The 22797-nt window shown below is 70.9% G+C and carries 23 protein-coding genes; 6 read left to right on the top strand and 17 right to left on the bottom strand.

What is annotated here, in order from left to right; all coding sequences use genetic code 11:
* Positions 1 to 424: 424 nt before the first annotated feature.
* Entirely contained in the window at positions 425 to 1909 is a 1485-nt protein-coding gene (locus Msi02_RS10450) for an endo-1,4-beta-xylanase (RefSeq protein ID WP_204048151.1), read from the top strand.
* A gap of 160 nt (positions 1910 to 2069) precedes the next feature.
* Here the strand turns inward: Msi02_RS10450 and Msi02_RS10445 are convergent, their stop codons facing one another.
* Positions 2070 to 2909 (bottom strand): SAM-dependent methyltransferase, encoded by an 840-nt coding sequence (locus Msi02_RS10445; RefSeq protein WP_079317612.1) that lies wholly within the window; start codon positions 2907 to 2909, stop codon positions 2070 to 2072.
* A 405-nt stretch (positions 2910 to 3314) separates the two neighbouring features.
* On the opposite strand from Msi02_RS10445, the gene Msi02_RS10440 reads away from it, so the two are divergent.
* Together Msi02_RS10440 and Msi02_RS10435 are read left to right on the top strand one after the other, a co-directional pair.
* Positions 3315 to 3863 (top strand): GNAT family N-acetyltransferase, encoded by a 549-nt coding sequence (locus tag Msi02_RS10440; protein ID WP_204048150.1) that lies wholly within the window; start codon positions 3315 to 3317, stop codon positions 3861 to 3863.
* A gap of 21 nt (positions 3864 to 3884) precedes the next feature.
* Entirely contained in the window at positions 3885 to 4805 is a 921-nt protein-coding gene (locus tag Msi02_RS10435) for an alpha/beta hydrolase (protein WP_204048149.1), read from the top strand.
* Here Msi02_RS10435 and Msi02_RS10430 read toward each other — a convergent pair.
* From Msi02_RS10430 to Msi02_RS44480, 3 genes are read right to left on the bottom strand one after another with little or no spacing between them, the layout of a single operon-like run.
* Positions 4730 to 5893 carry an RNA-guided endonuclease InsQ/TnpB family protein gene (locus Msi02_RS10430; protein WP_239108280.1) on the bottom strand — a complete coding sequence of 388 codons (1164 nt, stop codon included), beginning with the start codon at positions 5891 to 5893 and terminating at the stop codon, positions 4730 to 4732. The two genes, Msi02_RS10435 and Msi02_RS10430, sit on opposite strands and share 76 nt — an antisense overlap.
* Positions 5886 to 6146: a transposase gene (locus Msi02_RS44485; RefSeq protein WP_373308258.1), complete on the bottom strand. Its 261-nt coding sequence runs from the start codon at positions 6144 to 6146 to the stop codon at positions 5886 to 5888. The genes Msi02_RS10430 and Msi02_RS44485 overlap by 8 nt, the downstream gene beginning before the upstream one ends.
* Positions 6136 to 6303 (bottom strand): transposase, encoded by a 168-nt coding sequence (locus Msi02_RS44480; protein ID WP_373308257.1) that lies wholly within the window; start codon positions 6301 to 6303, stop codon positions 6136 to 6138. Before Msi02_RS44480 ends, Msi02_RS44485 begins: the two co-directional genes overlap by 11 nt.
* Before the next feature lie 129 nt (positions 6304 to 6432).
* Between Msi02_RS44480 and polX the strand changes: the two genes are divergently transcribed.
* Positions 6433 to 8118: a DNA polymerase/3'-5' exonuclease PolX gene (gene polX, locus Msi02_RS10420; protein WP_204048148.1), complete on the top strand. Its 1686-nt coding sequence runs from the start codon at positions 6433 to 6435 to the stop codon at positions 8116 to 8118.
* 17 nt (positions 8119 to 8135) lie between these two features.
* Here polX and Msi02_RS10415 read toward each other — a convergent pair whose 3' ends face one another.
* Complete coding sequence (locus tag Msi02_RS10415) at positions 8136 to 9041, bottom strand: Sco1979 family transcriptional regulator (protein ID WP_204048147.1); 906 nt, start codon at positions 9039 to 9041, stop codon at positions 8136 to 8138.
* 227 nt (positions 9042 to 9268) lie between these two features.
* Here Msi02_RS10415 and Msi02_RS10410 point away from each other — a divergent pair, with 227 nt between their 5' ends.
* Together Msi02_RS10410 and Msi02_RS10405 are read left to right on the top strand one after the other, a co-directional pair.
* Positions 9269 to 10084 carry an SAM-dependent methyltransferase gene (locus tag Msi02_RS10410; RefSeq protein WP_204048146.1) on the top strand — a complete coding sequence of 272 codons (816 nt, stop codon included), beginning with the start codon at positions 9269 to 9271 and terminating at the stop codon, positions 10082 to 10084.
* 280 nt (positions 10085 to 10364) lie between these two features.
* Positions 10365 to 11912, top strand: a complete 1548-nt coding sequence (locus tag Msi02_RS10405) for a wax ester/triacylglycerol synthase family O-acyltransferase (RefSeq protein WP_204048145.1) — start codon at positions 10365 to 10367, stop codon at positions 11910 to 11912.
* 64 nt (positions 11913 to 11976) lie between these two features.
* On the opposite strand, the gene Msi02_RS10400 is transcribed toward Msi02_RS10405, so the two are convergent.
* The 12 genes from Msi02_RS10400 to Msi02_RS10345 form a co-directional block, all read right to left on the bottom strand.
* Positions 11977 to 12576 (bottom strand): TetR/AcrR family transcriptional regulator, encoded by a 600-nt coding sequence (locus tag Msi02_RS10400; RefSeq protein ID WP_239108279.1) that lies wholly within the window; start codon positions 12574 to 12576, stop codon positions 11977 to 11979.
* A gap of 160 nt (positions 12577 to 12736) precedes the next feature.
* Positions 12737 to 14347 (bottom strand): monocarboxylic acid transporter, encoded by a 1611-nt coding sequence (locus Msi02_RS10395; protein WP_204048143.1) that lies wholly within the window; start codon positions 14345 to 14347, stop codon positions 12737 to 12739.
* Positions 14344 to 14688 (bottom strand): DUF485 domain-containing protein, encoded by a 345-nt coding sequence (locus Msi02_RS10390; RefSeq protein ID WP_079317598.1) that lies wholly within the window; start codon positions 14686 to 14688, stop codon positions 14344 to 14346. Before Msi02_RS10390 ends, Msi02_RS10395 begins: the two co-directional genes overlap by 4 nt.
* Before the next feature lie 203 nt (positions 14689 to 14891).
* A complete protein-coding gene (locus tag Msi02_RS10385; RefSeq protein ID WP_239108278.1) occupies positions 14892 to 16367 on the bottom strand; it encodes a sodium/solute symporter in 1476 nt (491 codons plus the stop codon).
* Complete coding sequence (locus Msi02_RS10380; protein WP_204048142.1) at positions 16364 to 16801, bottom strand: hypothetical protein; 438 nt, start codon at positions 16799 to 16801, stop codon at positions 16364 to 16366. The genes Msi02_RS10385 and Msi02_RS10380 overlap by 4 nt, the downstream gene beginning before the upstream one ends.
* Before the next feature lie 18 nt (positions 16802 to 16819).
* Positions 16820 to 17569: a LytR/AlgR family response regulator transcription factor gene (locus Msi02_RS10375; RefSeq protein ID WP_204048141.1), complete on the bottom strand. Its 750-nt coding sequence runs from the start codon at positions 17567 to 17569 to the stop codon at positions 16820 to 16822.
* Between the two features lie 110 nt (positions 17570 to 17679).
* Positions 17680 to 18273 carry a Uma2 family endonuclease gene (locus Msi02_RS10370; protein WP_204048140.1) on the bottom strand — a complete coding sequence of 198 codons (594 nt, stop codon included), beginning with the start codon at positions 18271 to 18273 and terminating at the stop codon, positions 17680 to 17682.
* A 111-nt stretch (positions 18274 to 18384) separates the two neighbouring features.
* On the bottom strand, positions 18385 to 19563 hold the full coding sequence (locus Msi02_RS10365) for a sensor histidine kinase (protein WP_204048139.1): 1179 nt from the start codon (positions 19561 to 19563) through the stop codon (positions 18385 to 18387).
* Between the two features lie 81 nt (positions 19564 to 19644).
* Positions 19645 to 20550, bottom strand: coding sequence for a haloalkane dehalogenase (locus Msi02_RS10360; protein ID WP_204048138.1), 906 nt, complete (start codon positions 20548 to 20550; stop codon positions 19645 to 19647).
* A 10-nt stretch (positions 20551 to 20560) separates the two neighbouring features.
* Complete coding sequence (locus Msi02_RS10355) at positions 20561 to 21007, bottom strand: HIT family protein (protein ID WP_306291720.1); 447 nt, start codon at positions 21005 to 21007, stop codon at positions 20561 to 20563.
* Positions 21004 to 22164 (bottom strand): acyl-CoA dehydrogenase family protein, encoded by a 1161-nt coding sequence (locus Msi02_RS10350; protein ID WP_204048137.1) that lies wholly within the window; start codon positions 22162 to 22164, stop codon positions 21004 to 21006. Before Msi02_RS10350 ends, Msi02_RS10355 begins: the two co-directional genes overlap by 4 nt.
* Positions 22164 to 22682, bottom strand: coding sequence for a MaoC family dehydratase (locus Msi02_RS10345; RefSeq protein WP_079317590.1), 519 nt, complete (start codon positions 22680 to 22682; stop codon positions 22164 to 22166). The genes Msi02_RS10350 and Msi02_RS10345 overlap by 1 nt, the downstream gene beginning before the upstream one ends.
* Positions 22683 to 22797 lie beyond the last annotated feature (115 nt).

Raw genomic sequence — 22797 nt, 5'->3', positions numbered from 1 at the left:
ACAGCGAGCCGCTGTCAATGGTCCGGAACGTGTTCGCGTCGCCGGTTGGGGTCGGGTGGTGGCCCAAGCGGGCGTTATCGCGATGGCCCATGGAATCGGGGAGGACCATGCGGTGAAACTTTCATCCCCTCCTCAGTCACACACTGACGAAACTTTCGGACCGCAGATGCCGCCTGCTGAACCGATTTTTCTCATCCCTCATGGCCAGGTGGGCCGAAAGTTTCCACCAACGTCTTGACAAGTTTCGGGGAGGTTTCCACACTGATCCTCCAAGGCGGTCCCCCGCTCCCAAGTGGTGGTGCACGGCAGGGGGGCCGCCGATCACGACGCCCTGGTGGTGTGCGCCCTCGAGTGCCGAGGCGCGGCGTCGATCTCACGGGAACTCCCGCGTTCCCTTTGGTGATTCAGTTATGGAGGCTCAGACATGGGCGAAAACGTCATGCCCCCGCCCCGAACCCGGCTGCGCCGGGCCCTGGTCGCCGGCGCTCTCGGCGTGCTCAGCGCGGCCACGGCAGTGGTGGCGGTGACGGTCCCCGCCGACGCCGCGGCGAGCACGCTGGGCGCGGCGGCCGCGCAGACCGGCCGCTACTTCGGCACCGCCATCGCCGCCGGCAAACTCGGCGACTCGGCGTACACCACGATCGCGAACCGTGAGTTCAACATGGTGACGGCCGAGAACGAGATGAAGATCGACGCCACCGAGCCCAACCAGGGCCAGTTCAACTTCACCAACGCCGACCGGATCTACGACTGGGCGACGCAGAACGGCAAGCAGGTGCGCGGGCACACGCTGGCCTGGCACTCCCAGCAGCCCGGCTGGATGCAGTCCCTGTCCGGCAGCGCGCTGCGCCAGGCGATGATCAACCACATCAACGGCGTGATGGCCCACTACGAGGGCAAGATCCCCTACTGGGACGTGGTCAACGAGGCCTACGACGACAGCAGCGGCGGCCGGCGCGACTCCAACCTCCAGCGCACCGGCAACGACTGGATCGAGGTCGCCTTCCGCACCGCGCGCGCCGCCGACCCGGCCGCCAAGCTGTGCTACAACGACTACAACACCGACAACTGGACCTGGGCCAAGACCCAGGGCGTCTACAACATGGTCAAGGACTTCAAGGCCCGCGGCGTGCCGATCGACTGCGTCGGCTTCCAGTCCCACTTCAACAGCAACAGCCCCTACCCCTCCAACTACCGCCAGACCCTGCAGAACTTCGCCGCCCTTGGCGTCGACGTGGCCATCACCGAGCTGGACATCCAGGGCGGCTCGGCCACCACCTACGCCAACGTGGTCAACGACTGCCTGGCCGTGCCGCGCTGCATCGGTATCACCGTCTGGGGCGTGCGCGACAGCGACTCGTGGCTCGGTGCGAACACCAGCCCGCTGCTGTTCGACAGCAACGGCAACAAGAAGGCCGCCTACACCTCGGTGCTGAACGCCCTCAACGCCGCCACGCCGAGCACCTCGCCCAGCCCCGGCACCTCGCCGAGCCCCGGCACCTCACCCACCCCCGGTGGCGGGAACGGTACCGGGCCGATCAGGAACGTCGGCTCAGGCCGCTGCCTCGACGTGCCCAACGCCAGCACCACCGACGGCACCCAGGTGCAGATCTGGGACTGCAACGGCCAGACCAACCAGACCTGGACCTACACCTCCGCGCAGGAGCTCCGGGTGTACGGCAACAAGTGCCTGGACGCCGCCGGCACCGGCAACGGCGCCAAGGTCCAGATCTACTCCTGCTGGGGCGGCGACAACCAGAAGTGGCGCCTCAACTCGGACGGGACCATCGTCGGCGTACAGTCGAACCTGTGCCTGGACGCCGTCGGGCAGGGCACCGGCAACGGCACCCAGATCCAGCTGTACTCCTGCTGGGGCGGGAACAACCAGAAGTGGACCTTCACGCAGTGAGGTCGGCGGGGCCGCCGACCCAGGCCGGCTCCACCTGCTGACCCTTCCCCTCTAGCAAGCGATGGCCTCCGGTGCGCGCGACCCGCCGCACCGGAGGCCATCGCCACTCATCGGCGCGGTCGCCGCGCATGGGACCGCCCCCTGCCTCGTCGTTCCCCGGTCAGGGCTTCGCCGCGACGGCGCCGTAGGCCCAGGCGTGACCCCCGGGAATGCGCTCCCGGCCTTCGTGCTCGTCAGGCCGCCAGCGCACCACCTCGACCACGCCGGGATCGATCACCTGCCAGCCCTCGAAGAACCGCAGCACCTGGTCGAGGGTGCGGGGCACCATGGGCGCGGTGCTGTTGTCGTACGGCTTGGTGAACTCCTCCTCGCGCACCTGGGGGGCGAAGTCGAGCGTGATGTGCGACAGCAGCAGACGGCTGCCCGAGGGCACGGCGGCCTTGAAGGTCTCGACCAGGCCGTACGGGTCCTCCTCGTCGGTGACGAAGTGCAGGACGCCCGCCATGATGACGGCCACCGGACGGTCGAAGTCGATCACGGCCCGGACCTCCGGGTGGGACAGGATCTTCTCCGGCTGCCGCATGTCGGCCTCGATCACCGAGGTCATCCCCTTGGCGCTGCCGCTCAGCAGAGCACGGCCGTGCACCAGGACGATGGGGTCGTTGTCCACGTACGCCACCCGGGCCTCGGGGTTGGCCTGCTGAGCGATCTCGTGGGTGTTGCCCTGAGTGGGGATGCCCGTGCCGATGTCGAGGAACTGCGTCATTCCCGCCTCGGCGGCGAGATGGTGCACCGCCCGGCGGAGGAAGGCGCGGTGGGCGCGAACGCCCTCACGAGTACCCGGCGAAACTTTCAGGAGGTGTTCGGCCGCCTCACGGTCGGCCGCGAAGTTGTCCTTGCCGCCCAGCAGGTAGTCGTATATCCGGGCCGGATGCGGAACCGTGGTGTTGATCTGCGGGACGGGCTTGGCGACCGGCTCGGGGTCCGTCAGCTCTGGCATGAGTGCTCCTTGCTGTTGTCTCTCAGTCGACAGGGGGGAAACATCAGCGGCCCCGTGACCACGACGAGATGGTGTGTCCGCGAACCGCCACCGAAACTTTCATGATTTTTATAGTAATTTTCGGAGAGACGGTATTCGCCTACCGGGGCCCGGTCAAGCCAGGCGGCCGATCATCGGTCGGCCGCCCCCGGCCCGCATCCAGCCGAGCCCGAAATTTCGAATTTCACGCCAATCCGCTCACAAAGCGTCAAATGTGGCTTTTGTAGCGGCGATGCGGTCACTTATCGCCAAATTTCGCCTCGGTCGCGCGAAGAAGCTCACGACCGCGCGTTCCGATCCGCTCTCCCCCGGGCTCGGCCCGTTAACTCGTTGCCGGGTCGCGGGGACGGGCGGCAGGCTGGGCGGATGCTGATCCGACGGGAGAACCCCGGCGACGTCGAGGCCGTCCGCGCGGTCGTCGCCGCCGCCTTCGCGCCCTACGAGGCGGCCCGCAACCCCGACCGGCCGGACGGACTGCCGGTCGAGGTGACGTTGCTCGACGAACTGCGCGCCGACCCCGGCTGGCTGCCGGAGCTGTCGCTCGTCGCACCGGCGCCGGACGGCGGGATCGCGGGGCACGTCGTCTGCACGAGGGCCCACGTGGGGACCGTGCCCGTGCTCGGGCTCGGCCCGCTGGCCGTGCACCCCGCCCACCAGCGGCGGGGCGTGGGCTCGGCGCTCGTGCACGCCGTGCTCGGGGCGGCCGAGGCGCTCGGGGAGCCGCTGGTCGCGCTGGTGGGCAGCCCCGCCTACTACGCGCGCTTCGGCTTCGAGCACTCCGAGACGTACGGCGTGACGGCGCCGGACCCGGGGTGGGGCGAGTTCTTCCAGGTCCGGGTGTTCGAGCGGCCGGTCCCGCCGCCGGCCGGGCCTTTCGCCTACGCGGAGCCCTTTTCCAGGGTTGACGAGGGTTGATCGGTATGACATTCAGCTCTGGTGAAGAAGATCCTGACGTGGCTCGTGCTCGTCGCCATGGTGACCGGCTGCCAGGGCACGGCCGAGTCCGCGGCGCCGCCGCCCGTCCGTTCCCCGGCCGCGGCCACGGTCGTCTCCCAGGAGGCCGTGGACGGACGGACGGACAGACTCGTGATCGACTCCCCGGCCGCGGGCGGGCGGCGCTCGGTGTGGGTGCTGAAGCCTGAGGCGTGGAAGCCGGGTTCCACCGGCTGGCGCGCGCTGTACCTGCTGCACGGCTGCTGCGCCGGCGGCGGCTGGGACTGGCTCAGGACAGGCGAGGTGGCCCGGCTGACCGCCCGCCTCGACGCCGTCGTCATCGTCCCCGAGGGCGGTTCGATGGGCTGGTACGCCGACTGGCGCGACGGCCCCGCCTGGGAGACGTTCCACATGACCGAGGTGCCCCGCCTGGTCGAGCCGCGGTACGGCGTCGGGACGCGCCGCGCGGTCGCCGGTTTCTCCATGGGCGGCCTCGGCGCGTTCGTCTACGCCGCCCGGCATCCGGGTGTGTTCGAGGCCGCGGCGTCGTTCTCCGGGGTGCTCGACACTCGCGAGGACGTCCCCGGATACCGGGCGTTCATGGCGGACAACGGCGTGGACACCGAGGACCTGTGGGGCGACCCGAGCGCCTGGCCGGAGCACAATCCCGCCGACCTCGTCGGGCGGCTGAAGGGCGTGCGCCTCTACGCGTCCTCGGGCGACGGCGAGCCCGGCCCGCTGGACCACGGGGACGGCCCGGCCGATCGCACCGAGGCCGCGATCATGCGGCAGAACCTCGACTTCGCCAAGGCCGCGGAGAAGGCCGGGGTGCCGGTGACGACGGATTTCTACGGAAACGGCACCCACACCTGGCCGTACTGGATACGTTCGTTCGAACGCGCGCTGCCGCTTCTCCTACCCTGAGACCCGTGACTCCTCCGCTCCCTGAAGGGAGCGGCTTCTCGCTGGGCCGCTTCCGCAGCGTCGCGAAGGGCAAGCCCTGCCCTGAGAATGTTCTTGGCCGCGTTCACGTCGGCGTGCGCGGTATGCCCGCACACCATGCAGCGGAAGGCAGCTTGGGTGACACGGTTCTCCTTCGCGACGCGGCCGCATCGGGCGCACGTGCGGGAGGTGTTGACAGGGTTCACCGCGATCAATTCACGACCGGCGCTTTCAGCCTTGTGCGCGAGGACCTGCAGGAACACCCCCCAACCCGCGTCGAGGATGCTTCGGTTGAGGCCGGACTTCTGTGCGACGTTCCGGCCGGGCTGCTCGACCGTGCCGGACGCACTGCGGGTCATGTTCGCGATCCGCAGATCCTCATGCACGATCACGTCGTAGCCGCGGACGAGGCGGCCGGCGGACCCGGCCAGGTGGCGCGGGTTGTCCAGGTGATCGCCGTCACTGGTCGTGGCCAGCGACGCTACGCCCATGTCCAGGCCGACGGCTGCGCCCGTCTGCCGAAGCGGCTCGGCGGGTACGTCGTCACAGGAAAGGATCACATACCAGCGGGCGCCTTCCCGCTTGACGCTGATCGTCTTCACCCGGCCCTTGACGGGGCGGTGCTGATGCACCCGCACGTGGCCGATGCCCTGAAGGCGGACGAACGTCGCCGTGGGGTGCTCGGACTGGGAGTCCCACCGGCAGCCGTCGCCGTCCTTGGGCCATTCCACGGTGTCGAACCAGCCGCGCCCCTTGAAACGGGGGAAACCAGGCACGCGCCCCTCATGGACCCGGGCGAAGAACGCACGGAACGCCTTGTCCAACCGCCGCAGCGTGGCCTGCTGGGAGGAGAACGACCACTGGCCCTGACCCTCGGCGTCATCGGCGCGGATGTGCTTGAGGTCCGCCGACTGGTCGCCGTACCGAACCGTCACACCCGCCTTGCGATAGGCGGTCCGCCGGTGCTCCAAGGCGGCGTTGTAAAGCTGCCGGTGATCTTCCAGGCAGGCGGCGAGCGCGGCAGCCTGCTTGGCCGTGGGGCGCAGCAGGAACTTGTACGACCTACGCACGGCCGCCTCCCTTGGGAAGGCGCTCGTACTGCGTCTGGATGTACCGCTGCACCGTCTCGGCTGGCACCGCGCCGACGGTGGCCACAAAGGAGGACCTCGACCACAACGTGGGCAACTGCGAGCGCAGGCGGGCGAACTCGGCGCGCAGGTGGTGGGAGTTGAAGCCCTTGAACTGGTTGGCCGCGTACGACGGCGAGCTTTTGCGCGACTTGACGAACAACAGCTCGCGGTCGGGCATCACCTCAAGCGCCACGATCTCCCAGCCGTTCGCTCGCCTTGGCGCGCATCAGCTCCTCCAGGCGCGCCTTCACCCGGCCACCGAGGACCGGGCGGCGGTACTTCGGGCACCGCACGACGTGGCACCCGAGGTTGTATCCCGTGCCGGGGTAGGTGCGGACCTGGCGAGTCACACGATCATTATCACAGCACTGTCTGTCCAACCGCAGGTGAAAGGCATCCGCAATGAGCCCAGAGAGAAGAACAGTCAGGGACGGCGTTCCCCCGTCGTCTGAAGGCGCCGGTCCCCTGCAGAGGTTCTGATGGGACGGGCCAATGACGAGGCAGCCGCGGCGCTGCAGGAGTACGCCGAGCTTTTCGCGCTGAACGGCGGAGACGCCTTCCGCGTGCGCAGCTACCAGAAGGCGGCCAAGTCGATCGCGGGATTCCCCGGGGATCTCGGAGAGACCGACGTGCGGTCGATCCCGGGCGTGGGCGAGGCGATCGCCAAGAAGGTCGAGGAGTTCCTCCAGCGCGGCAGCTTCCGCCAGCTCGACGACCTGCGGGGCAAGGTGCCCGAGGGCGTGCGCAGGCTGACCCGGATTCCCTCGCTCGGCCCGAAGAAGGCGCTGTTCCTGTTCCAGGAGCTCGGCATCGACTCCCCCGGCGCGCTGGCCGACGCGATCAGGGCCGGGCGCCTGAAGGGCCTGCGCGGCTTCGGCGCCAAGACCGAGGAGAACCTGCTCAAGGGCATCGAGCACATGGAGCGGTCGGGCGATCGGGTGCACCTCGGCATCGCGACGGATCTCGCGGAGCGAGTCATCGCCTCGCTGCCCGCCGACCGGATCGCCTTCGCCGGGTCGCTGCGCCGGATGAGCGAGACGATCGGCGACATCGACATCCTCGCCGTCGGCGACCCCGCCCTGATGGAGCTGTTCGCGCGGCAGCCGTACGTCACCGAGATCGTCGCGAAGGGCGAGCGCAAGACCTCGGTCAGGACCGACCGCGGCCTCCAGGTCGACCTGCGGCTGATCCCCGCCGAGTCGTGGGGCGCGGCCATGATCTACTTCACCGGAAGCAAGGAGCACAACGTCCGCATCCGGGAGATGGCGGTCAAGAAGGGCTGGAAGCTGTCGGAGTACGGCCTGTTCGACGGCGACCGGCTCATCGCCTCCGAGACCGAGGAGGAGATCTACCAGGCGCTCGGCATGGCGTGGGTGCACCCGGCGCTGCGCGAGGACGGCGGCGAGGTCGAGGCCGCGCTGCGGGGCGAGCTGCCGCGCCTGGTCGAGCTGCACGACCTGCGGGGCGACCTGCACACCCACACCGACCTCACCGACGGGATCGCCTCACTGGAGGACATGGTGGCCGCCGCCGCGATGCGCGGCTACTCCTACTACGCGGTGACCGACCACGCGCCCGACCTGGTCATGCAGCGGATGACCCTCGACAAGGCCCTCGCCCAGCGCGCCCGCATCGCCGAGCTGCAGGCGAGATATCCGGACATGCGGCTGCTGCACGGCAGCGAGCTGAACATCGCCCCGGACGGCTCGGTGGACTGGCCGGCCGAGGTGCTGGCCGGATTCGACGTCTGCGTCGCGTCGGTGCACTCGCACTTCACCCAGTCGCGGGAGGAGATGACCCGCCGTTTCATCGCGGCGTGCGAGAACCCGCACGTCCACGTCATCGGCCACCCCACGACGCGGAAGATCGGCAAGCGGCCGCCGGTGGACGCGGACTGGGACGCGGTGTTCCGCGCCGCCGCCAGGACCGGCACGATCATGGAGATCGACTCCTACCCCGACCGGGCCGACCTGCCCTCCGACCTCGTACGGCTCGCGCGTCACCACGGCGTGAAGTTCTCCATCGACAGCGACTCCCACGCCGTCCCGCATCTGGCCCACCAGAGGTTCGGCGTGGGCATCGCGCAGCGGGCCTGGCTCACCCCGGACGACGTGGTGAACACCTGGCCCCTCGACCGCCTGCTCGCCCACCTGGGCAGGGGCTGACCTCACAGCTCCCCGTCTCATAGATCCCGGAGCATCGCGCGCAGCATGGTCACGGTGTCGCGGGCCGACTCGGCCTGCACGCTGAGGTCGTTCATCACCGCCGTGTAGTCGTCCACGTCCTCCTGCTTGTCGAGGTACAGCGCGCTGCTGAGCTGTTCGAGGTAGACGACGTCGGGCAGGTCGGGCTCGGCGAACCGCAGGATGGTGAACGGACCGCCCACGGCGGGGTGACCACCGGCCCGGAAGGGCAGGATCTGCAGGGTGACGTCCGGACGCGCGGCGGCCTCGATCAGGTGCTCGATCTGGCGGCGCTGCACGGCCCGGCCGCCCAGGGGACGGCGCAGCGCCGACTCGTCCACCACCGACCACAGCCGGGGGCCGTCGGCCTGGTCCAGGAGCCGCTGACGCCGCATGCGCAGGCCGACGCGGCGCTCGACGTCGTGCTCGGGCGTCCCGCGATGCCGCAGCCGGATCGCCGCGCGCGCGTAGTCCTCGGTCTGCAACAGGCTGTGCACGAACTGGACCTCGTACGTGCGGATGGTGGCCGCCGCCTCCTCCAGCCCGACGTAGACCTCGAACCAGCCGGGCAGCAGGTCGTTGTACTGGTGCCACCAGCCGGGGGTGCCGGCCTGCTCGGCGAGCGCCAGCATCGTCTCGCGTTCGCCGCTGTCGACGACGCCGTACAGGGTGAGCAGGTCGGTCACGTCGCGCCGTTTGAAGGGGGTGCGGCCCAGCTCCAGCCGGCAGATCTTGGAGGTGGAGGCGCGGATGGCGTGCCCGGCCTGCTCGCGGGTGATGTTCCTGGCCTCGCGGAGCCGGCGCAGCTGGGCCCCGAGCATCATGCGCACCACCGTCGGCCCGCCCCGCGGCTGAACCGGCAGTCCGTCCGGAGAAGTCGCCGCCTCCGGTCGAGCCGAGATCATCCCTGTCCTCCCCGATACGGGTCTCGCCGGCGCCGGCCGTACGCCGACGCCTCCGGGACGGGATGGTATCGGGGTGAACGCGACCGTAATCGTGCTTTCAACCCAGGCCGATGTGTTGCGTGCCGGGGCTTGATCGGAAAGGATGGGCGCGACGCGCGATCTGCCACGAGCGGAGATCACTGACGCGGGTGCGGTCGTCTCTCCGTTCCGACCACTCCGAGGCCCCCATGAGTGACACCCCTCCCGCCGACGATCCCGGCGTCCGCAGGATCGACAGCAGCGTGCCGCACTCGGCTCGCGTCTGGAACTACTTCCTCGGCGGCAAGGACCACTACCCCGTCGACAGAGAGGCGGGGGAACGGATCCGCGCCGTCTTCCCCGGGATGGTGGACATCGCCCGCCAGTCCCGGCAGATGCTCGTGCGCACCGTCGGATACCTCGCCGGTGAGGCGGGGATCCGCCAGTTCCTGGACATCGGCACGGGTCTGCCCACCGTCGACAACACCCACGAGGTCGCCCAGCGGCTGGCCCCGGCGTCCCGGATCGTCTACGTCGACAACGACCCCCTGGTGCTGGTGCACGCCCAGGCGCTGCTGACCAGCACGCCCGAGGGGGCCACCGACTACATCGAGGCCGACGTGCGCGACCCCGGCCGCATCCTGCGGGAGGCGGCCAGGACGCTCGACTTCGAACGCCCGACCGCGCTGATGCTGATGGGCATCCTCGGCCTGGTGGCGGACTACGACGAGGCGCGGGACATCGTGAGCCGGCTGCTGGCGGCCCTGCCCTCGGGCAGTTATCTCGCGCTCTACGACGGCTCCGACACCGACCCGGCGTACGTCGAGGCGCTCGGCCGCTACAACGCGGGCAGCGGCGCCACCCCCTACACGCCGCGAAGCCCCGAGCAGATCGAGGGCTACTTCACCGGCCTGGAACTGCTCGAACCCGGCATCGTCTCGGTGTCGCGGTGGCGGTCGGAGGACAACCCGTGGGGCGAGCCCCGCGAGGTGGCCTGCTTCGGCGGCGTCGCGCGCAAACTCTAGCCCGGAGGCACCTCTCGGACGACGCCGGTTCCCCCTGCGCCGGTCACGGGCGCGCCTGAACATCCCCCGGCGGCACGTGGGAGAAATGCGGCGGTAACGCGGCGCGGCGATGATGGTCACGGTGCGCAGGCGGGTGATTATCGTGCGCCAGGGATCGCCGCGGGTGTGCGGCTCCCGGCGACGGCTCCCGGCGCCGGGGCCGCATCCCAGGTGGCGGTCCCGGGCGGCGGGACCGGCCGCGGACCGGCGGATCGGGCGGCGTGAGCGGGAGGATGACGAGATGCGCCAGTTGACGGCACTCGACGCGCAGTTCCTGAGCGTGGAGTCGGCGACGACCGCGGCCCATGTGGCGGGTGTCGCCATACTCGACCCGTCGACCTCGCCCTCCGGAGCCCTGACCAGGGAGGCCCTGCTCGCCCTGCTGCGCGAGCGGCTGCACCTCGCCCCACCGCTGCGGATGCGGCTGGCCGACGTGCCCTTTGGGCTCGACCGGCCGTACTGGCTGGACGACCCGGACGTGGACCTCGACGCGCACGTGCACGAGACCACCCTCCCGGCGCCCGGCGGGGAACGGGAACTGGCGGCGTACGTGGCGGGCGTCCACGCGCGGCGGCTCGACCGCGGGCGGCCGCTATGGGAGGCGCACCTCATCCACGGCCTGGAGGGCGGCCGATGCGCCCTCTACACCAAGGTGCACCACTGTGCGATCGACGGCGTGTCGGGCTCGGAGATCCTGACCGCGCTGCTCGACCCGTCACCGCAGCCGCGCCGGGTGGAGGCGCCCCCGGTCCCGGCGTCGCCGCAGCCGCCCGGACTGCTCACGATGCTCGCCGGGGCGATCACCCGGTCGATCGTCCAGCCGGTGGAGACGCTGTGCTCGCTGGCCCGCGCCGCCGCCGACCTGGACACGATCCCGGTGGTGGCGGCGCTGCCCGACGCCCGGCTCGTGGCCCAGGCCGCCCGCGCGCTCGCGGGAGACTCGCGCCCACTGCCCGAGACGCCGCCGCTGGTCGCGCCGCGCACGCCGTTCAACGGCCCGATCTCCGGCACGAGGGAGGTCGCCCTCGGCTCGGCGCCGCTGGCGGAGGTCAGGAGGGTGGCCAGGGCCTTCGGCATGGGCCCGAACGACGTGGTGATGACGCTGTGCGCCTCGGCGCTGCGGCGCTGGCTGCTCGCCCACGACGCGCTGCCCGACCGGCCACTGGTGGCGGCCGTGCCGGTGGCGTTGCGCTCCCCGGGCGCGAGCGGGTCGTCCCGGGACGCCGCGGACGGGCGGGTCGGCAACCGGATCTCGGCGATGATCACGCCGCTTGCCACGGACGTCGCCTCCCCCAGGGAGCGCCTGACGGCCGTCCGCTCGACGCTGGCCGCCGCCAAGCGGCGCTTCGCCGTCTCCCACCGCACCTGGCTGGACGACGTGTGCGCGATGGTGCCGAACGCCTTCGCGGCGCTGGCCACGCCGGTGGTCTTCCGCCTCGCCGGGGTGGCGGGGGCGGGCGTCAACCTCATCGTGTCGAACGTGCCCGGTCCCCGCCTGCCGTTGTACCTGTGCGGCGCCCGGATGCTCGCCTACCACCCTCTGTCGGTGGTCACCGACGCCACCGGGGGGATCAGCATCACCTGCGCGTCGTACGACGGGCGGCTGGACTTCGGCGTCGTCGCCTGCCCGACCCGGTTGCCGGACGTCTGGAGCATGATCGGCCACCTGCGCGAGGCGATGGACGAACTCCTGGCCCTGCTCGACGACTCCCCGCACGATGCGGCCCCGCAGGGCGACGCGGCTGCCGTACGGCCCCTGGAGGAGCGGGAGGAGATGGTCCCCGCCTGACGACCGCCCGGGGTCGCGCCGGAGGCGCGCGAGACAGGCGCGCCGGGAAGGGGTGCGGCCCGCGTCAGTGCAGGGCGTTGGCGATCAGTTCGGCGACCGCGTCGGGGTCGATGTGATGGCCGGTGAGCAGGCAGATGCTCTCCTGGTACAGCAGGACCGCGGCGAAGGTCGCGGCGGCGGCCTCCAGCCGGGCGGCGTCGCCGCGCCCGCCCGGCAGGGCGAGCTCCAGGGCGAACCTGGCCCGGCGGATGATCTCGGTGTTCAGGCGGCCCAGGCGCTCCCGTACGGACAGGTGGGTGTCGGCCTCCCGGAACAGGATGCGCCGCATCGCGGGGGACGCGTGCAGCGGCAGCCTGCGGGCGAGCCGTGACAGCGCGCCGGCCGCGTCGCCGGGGACCGCCTCGACCTCCTCCTCGATCACCACGGTCCGCTCGTCCACCAGCGAGATCAGTACGTCGATCTTGCGGGGGAAGTAGTGGAAGACCAGGCCCTTGGGCACGCCGGCGAGTTCGGCGATGCGCGCGGTCGGCGTGGCCTCGTAGCCGCCGCCCGCGAACAGTTCCTCGGCGGCGTCGAGGATGCGCGTGCGGGCGTCGCCGTCGGGCGGCTGCTTCCTTCTCCGCGAGCGCGACCACGCCTTGGCGGTCTGGAGAGGGCTGTCCACGGACCGAACCATAACCAGAGTGGGTGCCCCAACACCATGACGCGAGGGACAGGGCAGGCATACGCCCGGCCGGCGACCGGGCGTATATGAGTGCGCCGGCTCCCCGGCGGCGGTGGGTGGCACCGCCGGGAAACCGGCGACGTGTGGCCGGGAGCCGGCGTCAGTGACCCGTGGCCCGCTCGGCGCCGAGGCCGGTGAGCGAGCGGACCTCGATCTCGGCGTACTTCGACGCGTTGTACTCCTTGCTCAGGATCGTGCCGAGGTAGCCGCACAGGAAGCCGATCGGGATCGAGAAGATGCCCGGGTTCGACAGCGGGATCAGGTGGAAGTCCATCTCGGGGCGCATCGCCGTCGGCGAGCCGGAGACGACCGGGGAGAAGATCACCAGCACCACGGCGGAGATCAGGCCGCCGTAGATGGCCGAGACCGCGCCCGCCGTGTTGAACCTCTTCCAGAACAGGCTGTAGAGGATCGCCGGCAGGTTGCCCGACGCGGCGACCGCGAAGGCCAGCGACACGAGGAAGGCCACGTTGAGCGACTGGGCGAAGATGCTCAGCGCGATCGCGATCGCGCCGATCACGAACGCGGCGACGCGGGCGACCACGACCTCCTGGCGCTCGGTGGCGGCGCCCCGCTTGAACACGTGGGCGTACAGGTCGTGGGCGAAGCTGGAGGAGGACGCGAGGGTCAGGCCCGCGACCACCGCGAGGATCGTGGCGAACGCGACCGCCGCGATGACCGCCAGCAGGACGGTGCCGCCGACGTCGCCGAAGATGTCCTGGCCCACCTTCTGGGCGAGCAGCGGGGCCGCCGTGTTGCCGGCCTTGTCGGCCGCGGCGATCGTCTTCGACCCCACCAGGGCGGCGGCGCCGAAGCCGAGCACCAGCGTCAGCAGGTAGAACACGCCGATGATGCCGATGCCCCACAGGACCGACTTGCGGGCGTCCCTGGCGGTCGGCACCGTGTAGAAGCGGATGAGGACGTGCGGCAGGCCGGCGGTGCCGAGCACCAGCGCGAGGCCGAGGCTGATCAGGTCGATCTTGCCCCAGGTCCCCTGCGCGGCGGTGCCGTACTTGAGGCCCGCGTTGAGGAAGGCGTCGCCCTTGCCGCTCTGGGTGGCGGCGTCGCCGAGCAGCCCGGACAGGTTGAAGCCGAACTTGCCGAGCACCAGCAGGGTGATCAGCGCGGCCCCGACCATCAGCATGACGGCCTTGACGATCTGCACCCAGGTGGTGCCCTTCATGCCGCCGAACACGACGTAGATGATCATCAGCAGGCCGACCGCGATGATCGTCCAGACCTTGCCCGCCTGGGAGTGGACGCCGAGCAGCAGGCCGACGAGCGCGCCCGCGCCGACCATCTGCGCGAGCAGATAGAAGATGCTGACGACGATCGTGGACACGCCGGCCGCCGTACGGACAGGGCGCGGCGACATCCGGAACGCGAGCACGTCGGCCATCGTGTACTTGCCGGAGTTGCGCATCAGCTCGGCGACGAGCAGCAGCGCGACCAGCCAGGCGACGAGGAAGCCGATCGAGTAGAGGAAGCCGTCGTAGCCCGACAGCGCGATGATGCCGGCGATGCCGAGGAACGACGCGGCCGACATGTAGTCGCCGCCGATCGCCAGGCCGTTCTGCAGGCCGCTGAACGACCGGCCGCCGGCGTAGAAGTCCGCCGCGCTCTTGGTGTTGCGGCTGGCCCAGAACGTGATCGCCAGCGTGAGGGCGACGAAGACCAGGAAGAGGATCGTGGACAGCGTCTCGTGACTCACTTGGCGCCCTCCCCGACCTCGTCGCGGCTCTCGGTCGCGCCGCGCAGTTCGTCGGCGATCGGGTCGAGCTTGGCCGCCGCGTGCCGCGAGTACGCCCACGCGATCAGGAACGTCGACACGAACTGCAGCACACCGAAGACCAGGGCGACGTTGATGTTGCCGAACAACTTGGTGCCCATGAAGTCCCGGGCGAAGCCGGACAACACGACGTAGAGCAGGTACCACACCAGGAAGGCGATGGTCATGGGGAAGGCCCAGGACCGGTAGCGGCGGCGCAGCTCCTGGAACTGCTCACCCGCTTGTATACGCTCGTAGACCGATGGATCGTGCTGGACGGTCACAAGATCTCCTTCGGCAAGTGATCTGGATCACTTCAACGTAGGAGCGCGTCGTGTCCGCCGACGAGTCCCGGGGGCCGCCGAGTCGCCCAGCCGTACCGCCCGCTCGTTCACATGGCGCATCGGTGCGACGAGTGGTCGGTTGTACGCGCCGAGCGGTCACGCACCGCGTTACATGAAACGCGCCGCGCACGCGAACAACAGGACTACATGAAACGCGGTCGCCAGTCGCCCCGGTCGACGTTCAGCGTCTCCGGCGTGTGCAGGCGGACCATCGTGCGCGCCACGCCGCGCGGCACTCTCGACGGCGTCAGCAGCGACACCACCACCATGACCGTGAACGACACGGGCACCGTCCAGGCCGCCGGCTCCGCCAGCAGCGACCCCGCCCACCCGGTGTGCGGGCCGCCGATGATCGTGATCGCCACCGCCGCGCAGGCCAGCCCTCCCCCGGCCAGCAGCCCGGCCATCGCCCCCGCCGTCGTCAGCCTGCGCCACCAGATGCCGAGCACGAGCAGCGGGCAGAACGACGAGGCGGCCACGGCGAACGCCAGCCCCACCACGGTCGCCACCGGCAGCGACCTGGCCACGCCCGCGAGCGCGAACGGCACGAGCACCGCGAGCACGGTCGCGACGCGGAACGCGCGCACCCCGCCGCGCAGGATGTCCTGCGCGATCACCCCGGCGACCGACACCGTCAGGCCCGACGAGGTCGACAGGAACGCCGCGAACGCCCCCGCGGTCACCAGCGCGGTCAGGAACTGGCCCACCGGCCCGCCCACCAGCCGCCCCGGCAGCGCGATGACCACGGTGTCGCTCTCCGGCATGCCGTAGACGTGGCCGAGGTAGCCGTACACCGCGGGCATCAGGTAGAAGGCGCCGAGCAGCGTCAGGACGACGAGCGTGGTGCGGCGGGCGGCCCGGCCGTCCGGGTTGGTGTAGAAGCGGACGAGCACGTGCGGCAGCCCCATCGTCCCGAGGAACGTCGCCAGGATCAGCGAGTACGTCTCGTAGACCGGGTGGTCGCGGCCGTGGAGCGGCAGCACCCACTCGTCGCCCGGGGCGAGCCCCGGCCTTCCGTCGGACCACCAGGCCACCAGCATGAACGCCAGCGGCACCGCCAGCGCGGTCAGCTTCAGCCAGTACTGGAACGCCTGGACGAACGTGATCGACCGCATGCCGCCCGACAGCACGTTGGTCGCGACCACCACCGCCACCAGCAGGCTGCCCGTCCACGGCGGCGCCCCGGTGATCGTACGGAAGACCAGCCCGGCGCTCTGGAACTGCGGCATGAGGTACAGCCAGCCGATCAGCACGACGAGCACGCTCGACAGCCGCCGCACCGCCATCGACTCCAGCCGCGCCTCGGCGAAGTCGGGCAGCGTGTAGGCCCCCGACCGCCGCAGCGGCGCCGACACCAGCACCAGCAGCACGAGGTAGCCGCCCGTCCAGCCGACCGGCAGCCACAGCATGTCCGCGCCGAAGGTGAGGATCAGCCCCGCGATGCCGAGGAAGGAGGCCGCCGACAGGTACTCCCCGCCGATGGCCGAGGCGTTCCACAGAGGCGAGACCGTGCGGGAGGCGACGTAGAAGTCCGACGTCGTGCGGGACACCCGGATGCCGAACGCGCCGATGAGGACGGTCGCCAGCATCACCAGGACGACCGCGGCGATCTGGCTCACCGGCGCACGTCCACGAGGTCGGCGAAGTCGCGCTCGTTGCGCTCGGCCTGCCGCACGTACAGCCAGGCGCCCCCGACGAGCGCGGGGTAGATCAGCCCCGCGAGCACGACCCACGGCAGCGGCAGCCCGAACAGCTCGGCCGCGCGCAGCTCCGGCGCCAGCAGGAACAGCAGCGGCAACCCGCCCACGACGCAGGCCAGCAGGCTGCACACGAACAACGCCAGGCGGAACTGGGTCCGCACCAGGGAGCCCATGTAGACCTCGCCCAGGCGGGTCTGCTCGTCGATCTCCCGGGTGAGCGGGTGCCGTGGCCTGCGGGCCGCCGCCGTGCGCGGGCTGGTCACCACCACCCTGCGGGGCTTTCCGGTCGTCGCCGCCCCCTCGCCCTGTCCGCGCGTGCCGGCCGCCGCCGCCCTGCGGGGCTTGCCGGTCATCGCGCCCTCACCGTCCGCTCATCGGGTCTGGCCCCTGCGGGCCCGGCGGACGAGCAGGTCGCGCAGCTCCCGGGTGTGGCGGCGGCTCACCGGGATCTCGGTGTCCCCCACCCGCACCACGCACTTGCCCGAGTCGATGTGCAGCTCGTCGATGTGCTTGACCGCGACGAGGTGGCTGCGGTGGACGCGCAGGAACCCGGCCGAGGCCCAGCGTTCCTCCAGCGTGGCCAGCGGGATGCGGACCAGGTGGCTGCCGGTCGCCGTGTGCAGCCGCGCGTAGTCGCCCTGCGCCTCGACGTAGCGCACCTCGGTGCTCGCCACGAACCGGGTGACGCCGCCCAGCTCGACCGGGATCGTGTCCGCCTGCGGCCCATCCCCAGGATCGCCCCGGCTGCCGCACACCCGGCGGATCGCCTCGGCCAGCCGCTCCGGCCGTACGGGCTTGAGCAGGTAGTCCTCGGCCTTCAGCTCGAAGGCGTCCACGGCGTGGTCCTCGTACGCCGTCACGAAAACGATCTTCGGGGGGCGGGTGAACTGGGTCAGCAGCCGGCCCAGCACCACCCCGTCGAGCCCGCGCATGCGGATGTCGAGGAAGACCGCGTCCACCGGTTTGCCGTCCGCGATGGCGCGGTCGAGTAGCCGGAGCGCGGCGGCCCCGTCGCGGGCGGTGAGCACGTCGCCGATGCGGGGATCCGCGCGCAGCAGGTAGGCGACGTCCTCCAGCGCGGGCTGCTCGTCGTCCACCGCCAGAACCCGCAGACCGCTCACGATCACCCCTTTCACCGACCGATCCCCTAGAGAGTGATGACCGGAACGTGCGGAAGTCAACGCCTCCCCATCACGACCGCATCACGGCTGGGATCGCGGCGAGCCTGAGGTCAGCCCGAACGGCGGCGGAGCAGCGCCCCCGGATCGAGCGTCACCCGGAACGGCTCGTCGATCGTCACCGGCACACCCACCCGCACGTCGTGCCGCTCGCGATATTCCCCCGCGGCGAGCTCGAAGACGATGAGGCGCGGCTCCGGCTGGTCGAGGCGGACCACCCAGTAGAAGGGAATGCCGATGCTCGCGTAGACCTGACGCTTGGTGATCATGTCACGGGTGATCGCGTCCTTGCCGGTGATCTCGGTGGCGATCAGGACGTCCTTCCCCTTGAGCAGGTCGTGGCCCCCCTCGACCAGCTTGCCCGACACGGTGACGAGGTCGGGGCTGCGGTAGCCGGGCAGCGGACCTGGGACGTCGACGTCGACCGGCCCGATGGTGATCAAGTCCAGCCCGGCGTCCTCGGCCGCGTCATCGAGGATGCGCATGAGCCGGTTGGCGACGTACTGATGCTCGGGTGCGGGGGAGTTCATGACCAGGAGGTTCCCGTCCTCGATCTCGTACCGGAATCCTTCTGGCAGGTCGCGCGTGTCGTCCCGGGTCCACGGGTAAAGCGTCCAGTGCTGGCCGAACTCGATCGTCACGCTCATCAGCTTAGAACCTCCGGGCAATGGGCGGCCTGACCAGTGCGAACACTAGCCGTAATCACATGGATACGCACAGCTTTTCGAAAGGTCAGGAGCGACTCGCCGGGGTGGTGCTCACACCTGGACTCCGGGCTGGTATTTGGGGATCCGCACGGTGACCTTGGTGCCGGCGCCCTCGCCGGTCTCCACCACCAGGCCGTACTCGTCGCCGTAGACCTGGCGCAGCCGCTCGTCCACGTTGGCCACACCGATGCCGCCCGCGCCGGAGCGGTCCTCCCCGGCGAGCACCCGCCGCAGCCGTTCGGGGTCCATGCCGACGCCGTCGTCCTCGACGGTGATGCCGCACTCCGCGCCCGCGTCCTCGGCGACGATCGTGATGCGGCCCACCCCCGGCTTGGCCTCCAGGCCGTGCCGTACGGCGTTCTCCACCAGCGGCTGCAGGCACAGGAACGGCACGGCCACGGGCAGCACCTCCGGCGCGATGCGCAGCGTGACCTGGAGCTGGTCGCCGAACCTGGCCCGCTCGAGCGTGAGGTAGCGGTCGATCGAGCGCAGTTCCTCGGCCAGCGTGGTGAAGTCGCCGTGCCGCCGGAAGGAGTAGCGGGTGAAGTCGGCGAACTCCAGCAGCAGCTCCCTGGCCCGCTCGGGGTCGGTGCGGACGAACGACGCGATGGTAGTCAGCGAGTTGTAGATGAAGTGGGGTGAGATCTGCGCCCGCAGCGCCCGGACCTCCGCCTCCATCAGCATCGTCCGGGAGCGGTCGAGCTCGGCCAGCTCCAGCTGGGAGTCGACCCACCGCGCGACCTCCTGCGCCGCCCGCACGAGCCCGGCCGAGGCGTGGTCGCCGTACGCCGCGAGCGAGCCGACGACGCGGTCGTCGGTGGTGAGCGGCACGACGACGGCATGCCTGACGGGGCACTCGGGCCGCGGGCAGTCGAGCGCGAGCACCTGGGTGCGGCCGTCCTTCAGCGTCTCCGCGGCGTGCTCGAACGCCTCGGCCGCGTGGTGGTCGCCCGCGCCGTCGTAGACGAGCAGCTCCTCGCCGTTGGTGATGGCGATGGCCGGGGAGCCGAGCAGCTCGCGCAGGTGCCGTGACGCCTTGAGTGCCCCGGCCTGGGTCAGCCCGGCGCGCAGCGGCGGCGCGGCCAGCGACGCGGTGTGCAGCGTCTCGAACGTCGCCCGCTCGGCGGGGCTGCTGCCGAGGTCCCGTCGGCCGCGCAGCACCCGCCACAGCACGACGGCCGGCACGGCGACGAGGACGGCGACGACGAGCGCGGTGACGACCGGTTCCACGCCGCCGCAGCCTACTCCCGAGCCGGGTGGGGACGACGCGCCCGGCCCCCAGGGGCGATCGGAGGGAAGGGCGCGGCGGGCCTACCGGTCGGAGGTCAGGTGGACGAAGGCGGCGACGGCCTCGCCCAGCTCGCGGCCCGCGTCCTCCTGCAGGAAGTGGCCGGCGCCGGCGATGACGGGGTGGTCGAGCCCGGCCGCGCCGCGCATGGACTTCTTCAGGATCGGCGCCATCCCGCCGGTGATGGGGTCGCGGTCGGAGAACGCGACGAGGAACGGCATATCGAGGGTGACGAGAGTCTGCCAGGCGGCGCGGTTGGCGGGAGCGGCCGAGTCGTCGGGGGTGATCGGCACAAGGCCCGGCATCGCCCGCGGCCCCGCCTTGAACTCCTCCGAGGGGAACGGCGCGTCGTAGGCCCGCCGTACGGGCTCGGGCAGCGCGGTGACGCAGCCCGACTGGATGAACCGGGCGATGTCGAGCACGGGCGCCTTCTCGACGGCCTCCCGGAAGCGGTGCCACACCTCGGGCATCGGGATGTCGCCGGTCGGCAGGCCGGTGTTGGCGGCGACGACCCGGGCGAAGCGGTCCGGGTGCTCGGCCACGAGCCGCAGCCCGATCAGCCCGCCCCAGTCCTGGCCGACCAGCGTCACGCCGCGCAGGTCGAGCGAGTCGAAGGCGAGCGACCGCGTCCACTCCACGTGCCGGGCGTACGAGTGGTCCTCCGGGCGGGACGGCTTGTCCGACCGGCCGAAGCCCACCAGGTCGGGGGCGACGGCCCGGCAGCCCGCCTCGGCCAGCACGGCCATCACGTGCCGGTAGAGGAACGACCAGCTCGGCTCCCCGTGCAGCAGCAGCACCGGCGGGCCGTCCGCCGGGCCCGCCTCGACGTACGCCATGCGGGCGCCGCCGGTGACCTCGGCGTAGCGGGGTTCGTAGGAGAAGCCGGGCAGATCGGCGAAGCGCTCGTCGGGGGTGCGCAGAAAGTCCATGCCTTGGCCTTTACGTTGTAGATTCGCGGGCGGGAGGCTCGTCCAGGGCGGCGCGGATGCGGGCGGCGTAGTCCCCGATCTCGGCGTCGCCGTCGTACTTGACCCGAGGCCAGAAGAAGCCGCGCAGGCCGTCCTTGCGGTTGCGCGGCACGACGTGGACGTGCAGGTGGGGCACGCTCTGACTGATCCGGTTGTTCATCGCGACGAACGTGCCGGCCGCGCCGGTGCCCGCCTCGACCGCCCGCGCGACGGCCTGGACCCGGGCGAAGAACGGTCCGACCTCCTCCGCCGGAAGGTCCGGCAGGGTCTCGACGTGGCCCCGCGGCACGACGAGCACGTGCCCCTTGAACACCGGCCGGGTGTCGAGGAAAGCCGCCGCCACCTCGTCGTCGAGCACCACGTGGGCGGGCCGCTCCCCCGCCGCGATCTCGCAGAACACGCAGCCGTCCACGGTCACCAGCCGAGCGTGGCGTCGCCCTCGACGAGGGCCTTGGCGATGATCAGCCGCTGCACGTCGTTGGTGCCCTCCCCGATCGCCATGAGCGGCGCGTCCCGATAGAGACGCTCGACCACGAACTCCTGCGAGTAGCCGTATCCGCCGTGGACCCGCATCGCCTCCATCGTCACCCTGAGCGCCACCTCCGAGGCGAAGTACTTCGCCATCGCGGCCTCGCTGCGCACCGGCCCCGCCTCCGACCGCACGGCGGCCCAGTACGTCATGAGCCTGGCCGCCTGGATGTCGGTCGCCATGTCGGCCAGCTTGAGCTGGATCGCCTGGAAGCCGGCGATCGGCTGCCCGAACGCCTGCCGTTCGCGGGCGTAGCCCAGGGCCGCGTCGTAGGCGCACTGGGCGACGCCGACCGCCCGGGCGGCGATGTTGAGACGGCCGAGTTCGAGCGCCGACAACACCTGCTGCATGCCGCGCCCCTCAGTACCGCCGAGCAGCCGCGACGCCGGCACGCGCACGCCGTCGAGGACGACCTCGCACGTCTCGGTGCCCTTGTAGCCCAGCTTGGGCAGGTCGCGGCTGACGGTCAGGCCCTCGCTGCCCGCGTCCACCAGCAGCACCGACATCCCGCGGTGGGCGGGCGTCTCGATCGAGGTCTTCACCAGGACGGGCAGCGGGTCGGCGTGCCGCGCGTTGGTGATCCACGTCTTGGTCCCGGTGACGACGTAGTGGTCGCCGTCGCGGACCGCCCGGGTGGCGATGCCCTGCAGATCGGTGCCCGCGCCCGGCTCGGTCAGCGCGATCCCGGTGCGGCGGGCGCCGGTGGCCAGGTCGGGCAGGTAGTGGCGGCGCTGCTCCTCGGTGCCGTATCTGGCGATCATCCAGGTGGACAGGGAGTGGGAGCCGAGGATCCCCGCCACGCCCATCCAGCCCCTGGCGATCTCCTCGAAGACGAGGGCGAACGACACCCGGTCGAGGTCGAGCCCGCCGTACTCCTCCGGGACGGTCATGCCGAACAGTCCCAGTTGCGCGAACCGCCGGACGATCTCCTCCGGGTAGCGCCCGGTGCGCTCCCACTCGGACGCGACGGGGACGATCTCCTTGTCCACGAACTCCCGCAGCGTCTGCCGGAACAGCCGCTGCTCCTCGTTCAGCTCGAAGTCCACTACGCCTCCATCGGGCCGGTCTTGGCGCGCGGGAAGTACCCCTTGTCGTGCGGCGCGTCGCGCCTGTAGACCATCACCGCGCGCCGCCACGACATCACCTCGTCCCCGTCCTGGTTCAGGCCGCGGGTGCGGCAGGTGACGATGCCGGCGTACGGCCGGGACTTCGACTCGCGCTTGTCCACCACGATCGACTCGGCGTACAGCGTGTCGCCCACGAAGACCGGATGGGTCAGCCGGATCTCGTCCCAGCCGAGGTTCATCATGGCCGTCTGGCTGACGTCGATGACCGACAGCCCGAGCACGATCGCCACCGAGAGCCCCGAGTTCACGATGATCTTTCCGACCGGAGCCCGAGCGGCGAAGTGCGCGTTGAAATGGTTCTGGTTGGTGTTCATCGTCAGCAGCGTGAACCAGGTGTTGTCGGCCTCGCTGATCGTCCGGCCGAGCGGGTGCTGGTAGACGTCGCCGACCACGAAGTCCTCGTAGTAGCGCCCGATGCGGGCTTCATGGACCGTCACACCAGAATACTATTCTGGATCAGCTCGCGGCGGGGTGAGCCCGGTCCGCGCCGTCACGCGTCCTGTTCGCCGTTGTTCCATCCTCGAGATTCGGCAAAACGGCAGCGTTCCGAAT

Source organism: Microbispora siamensis (assembly GCF_016863095.1).
In the GTDB taxonomy this organism is placed as follows: Bacteria; Actinomycetota; Actinomycetes; order Streptosporangiales; family Streptosporangiaceae; genus Microbispora; species Microbispora siamensis.
This window is presented reverse-complemented; position numbering and strand designations above follow the sequence as displayed.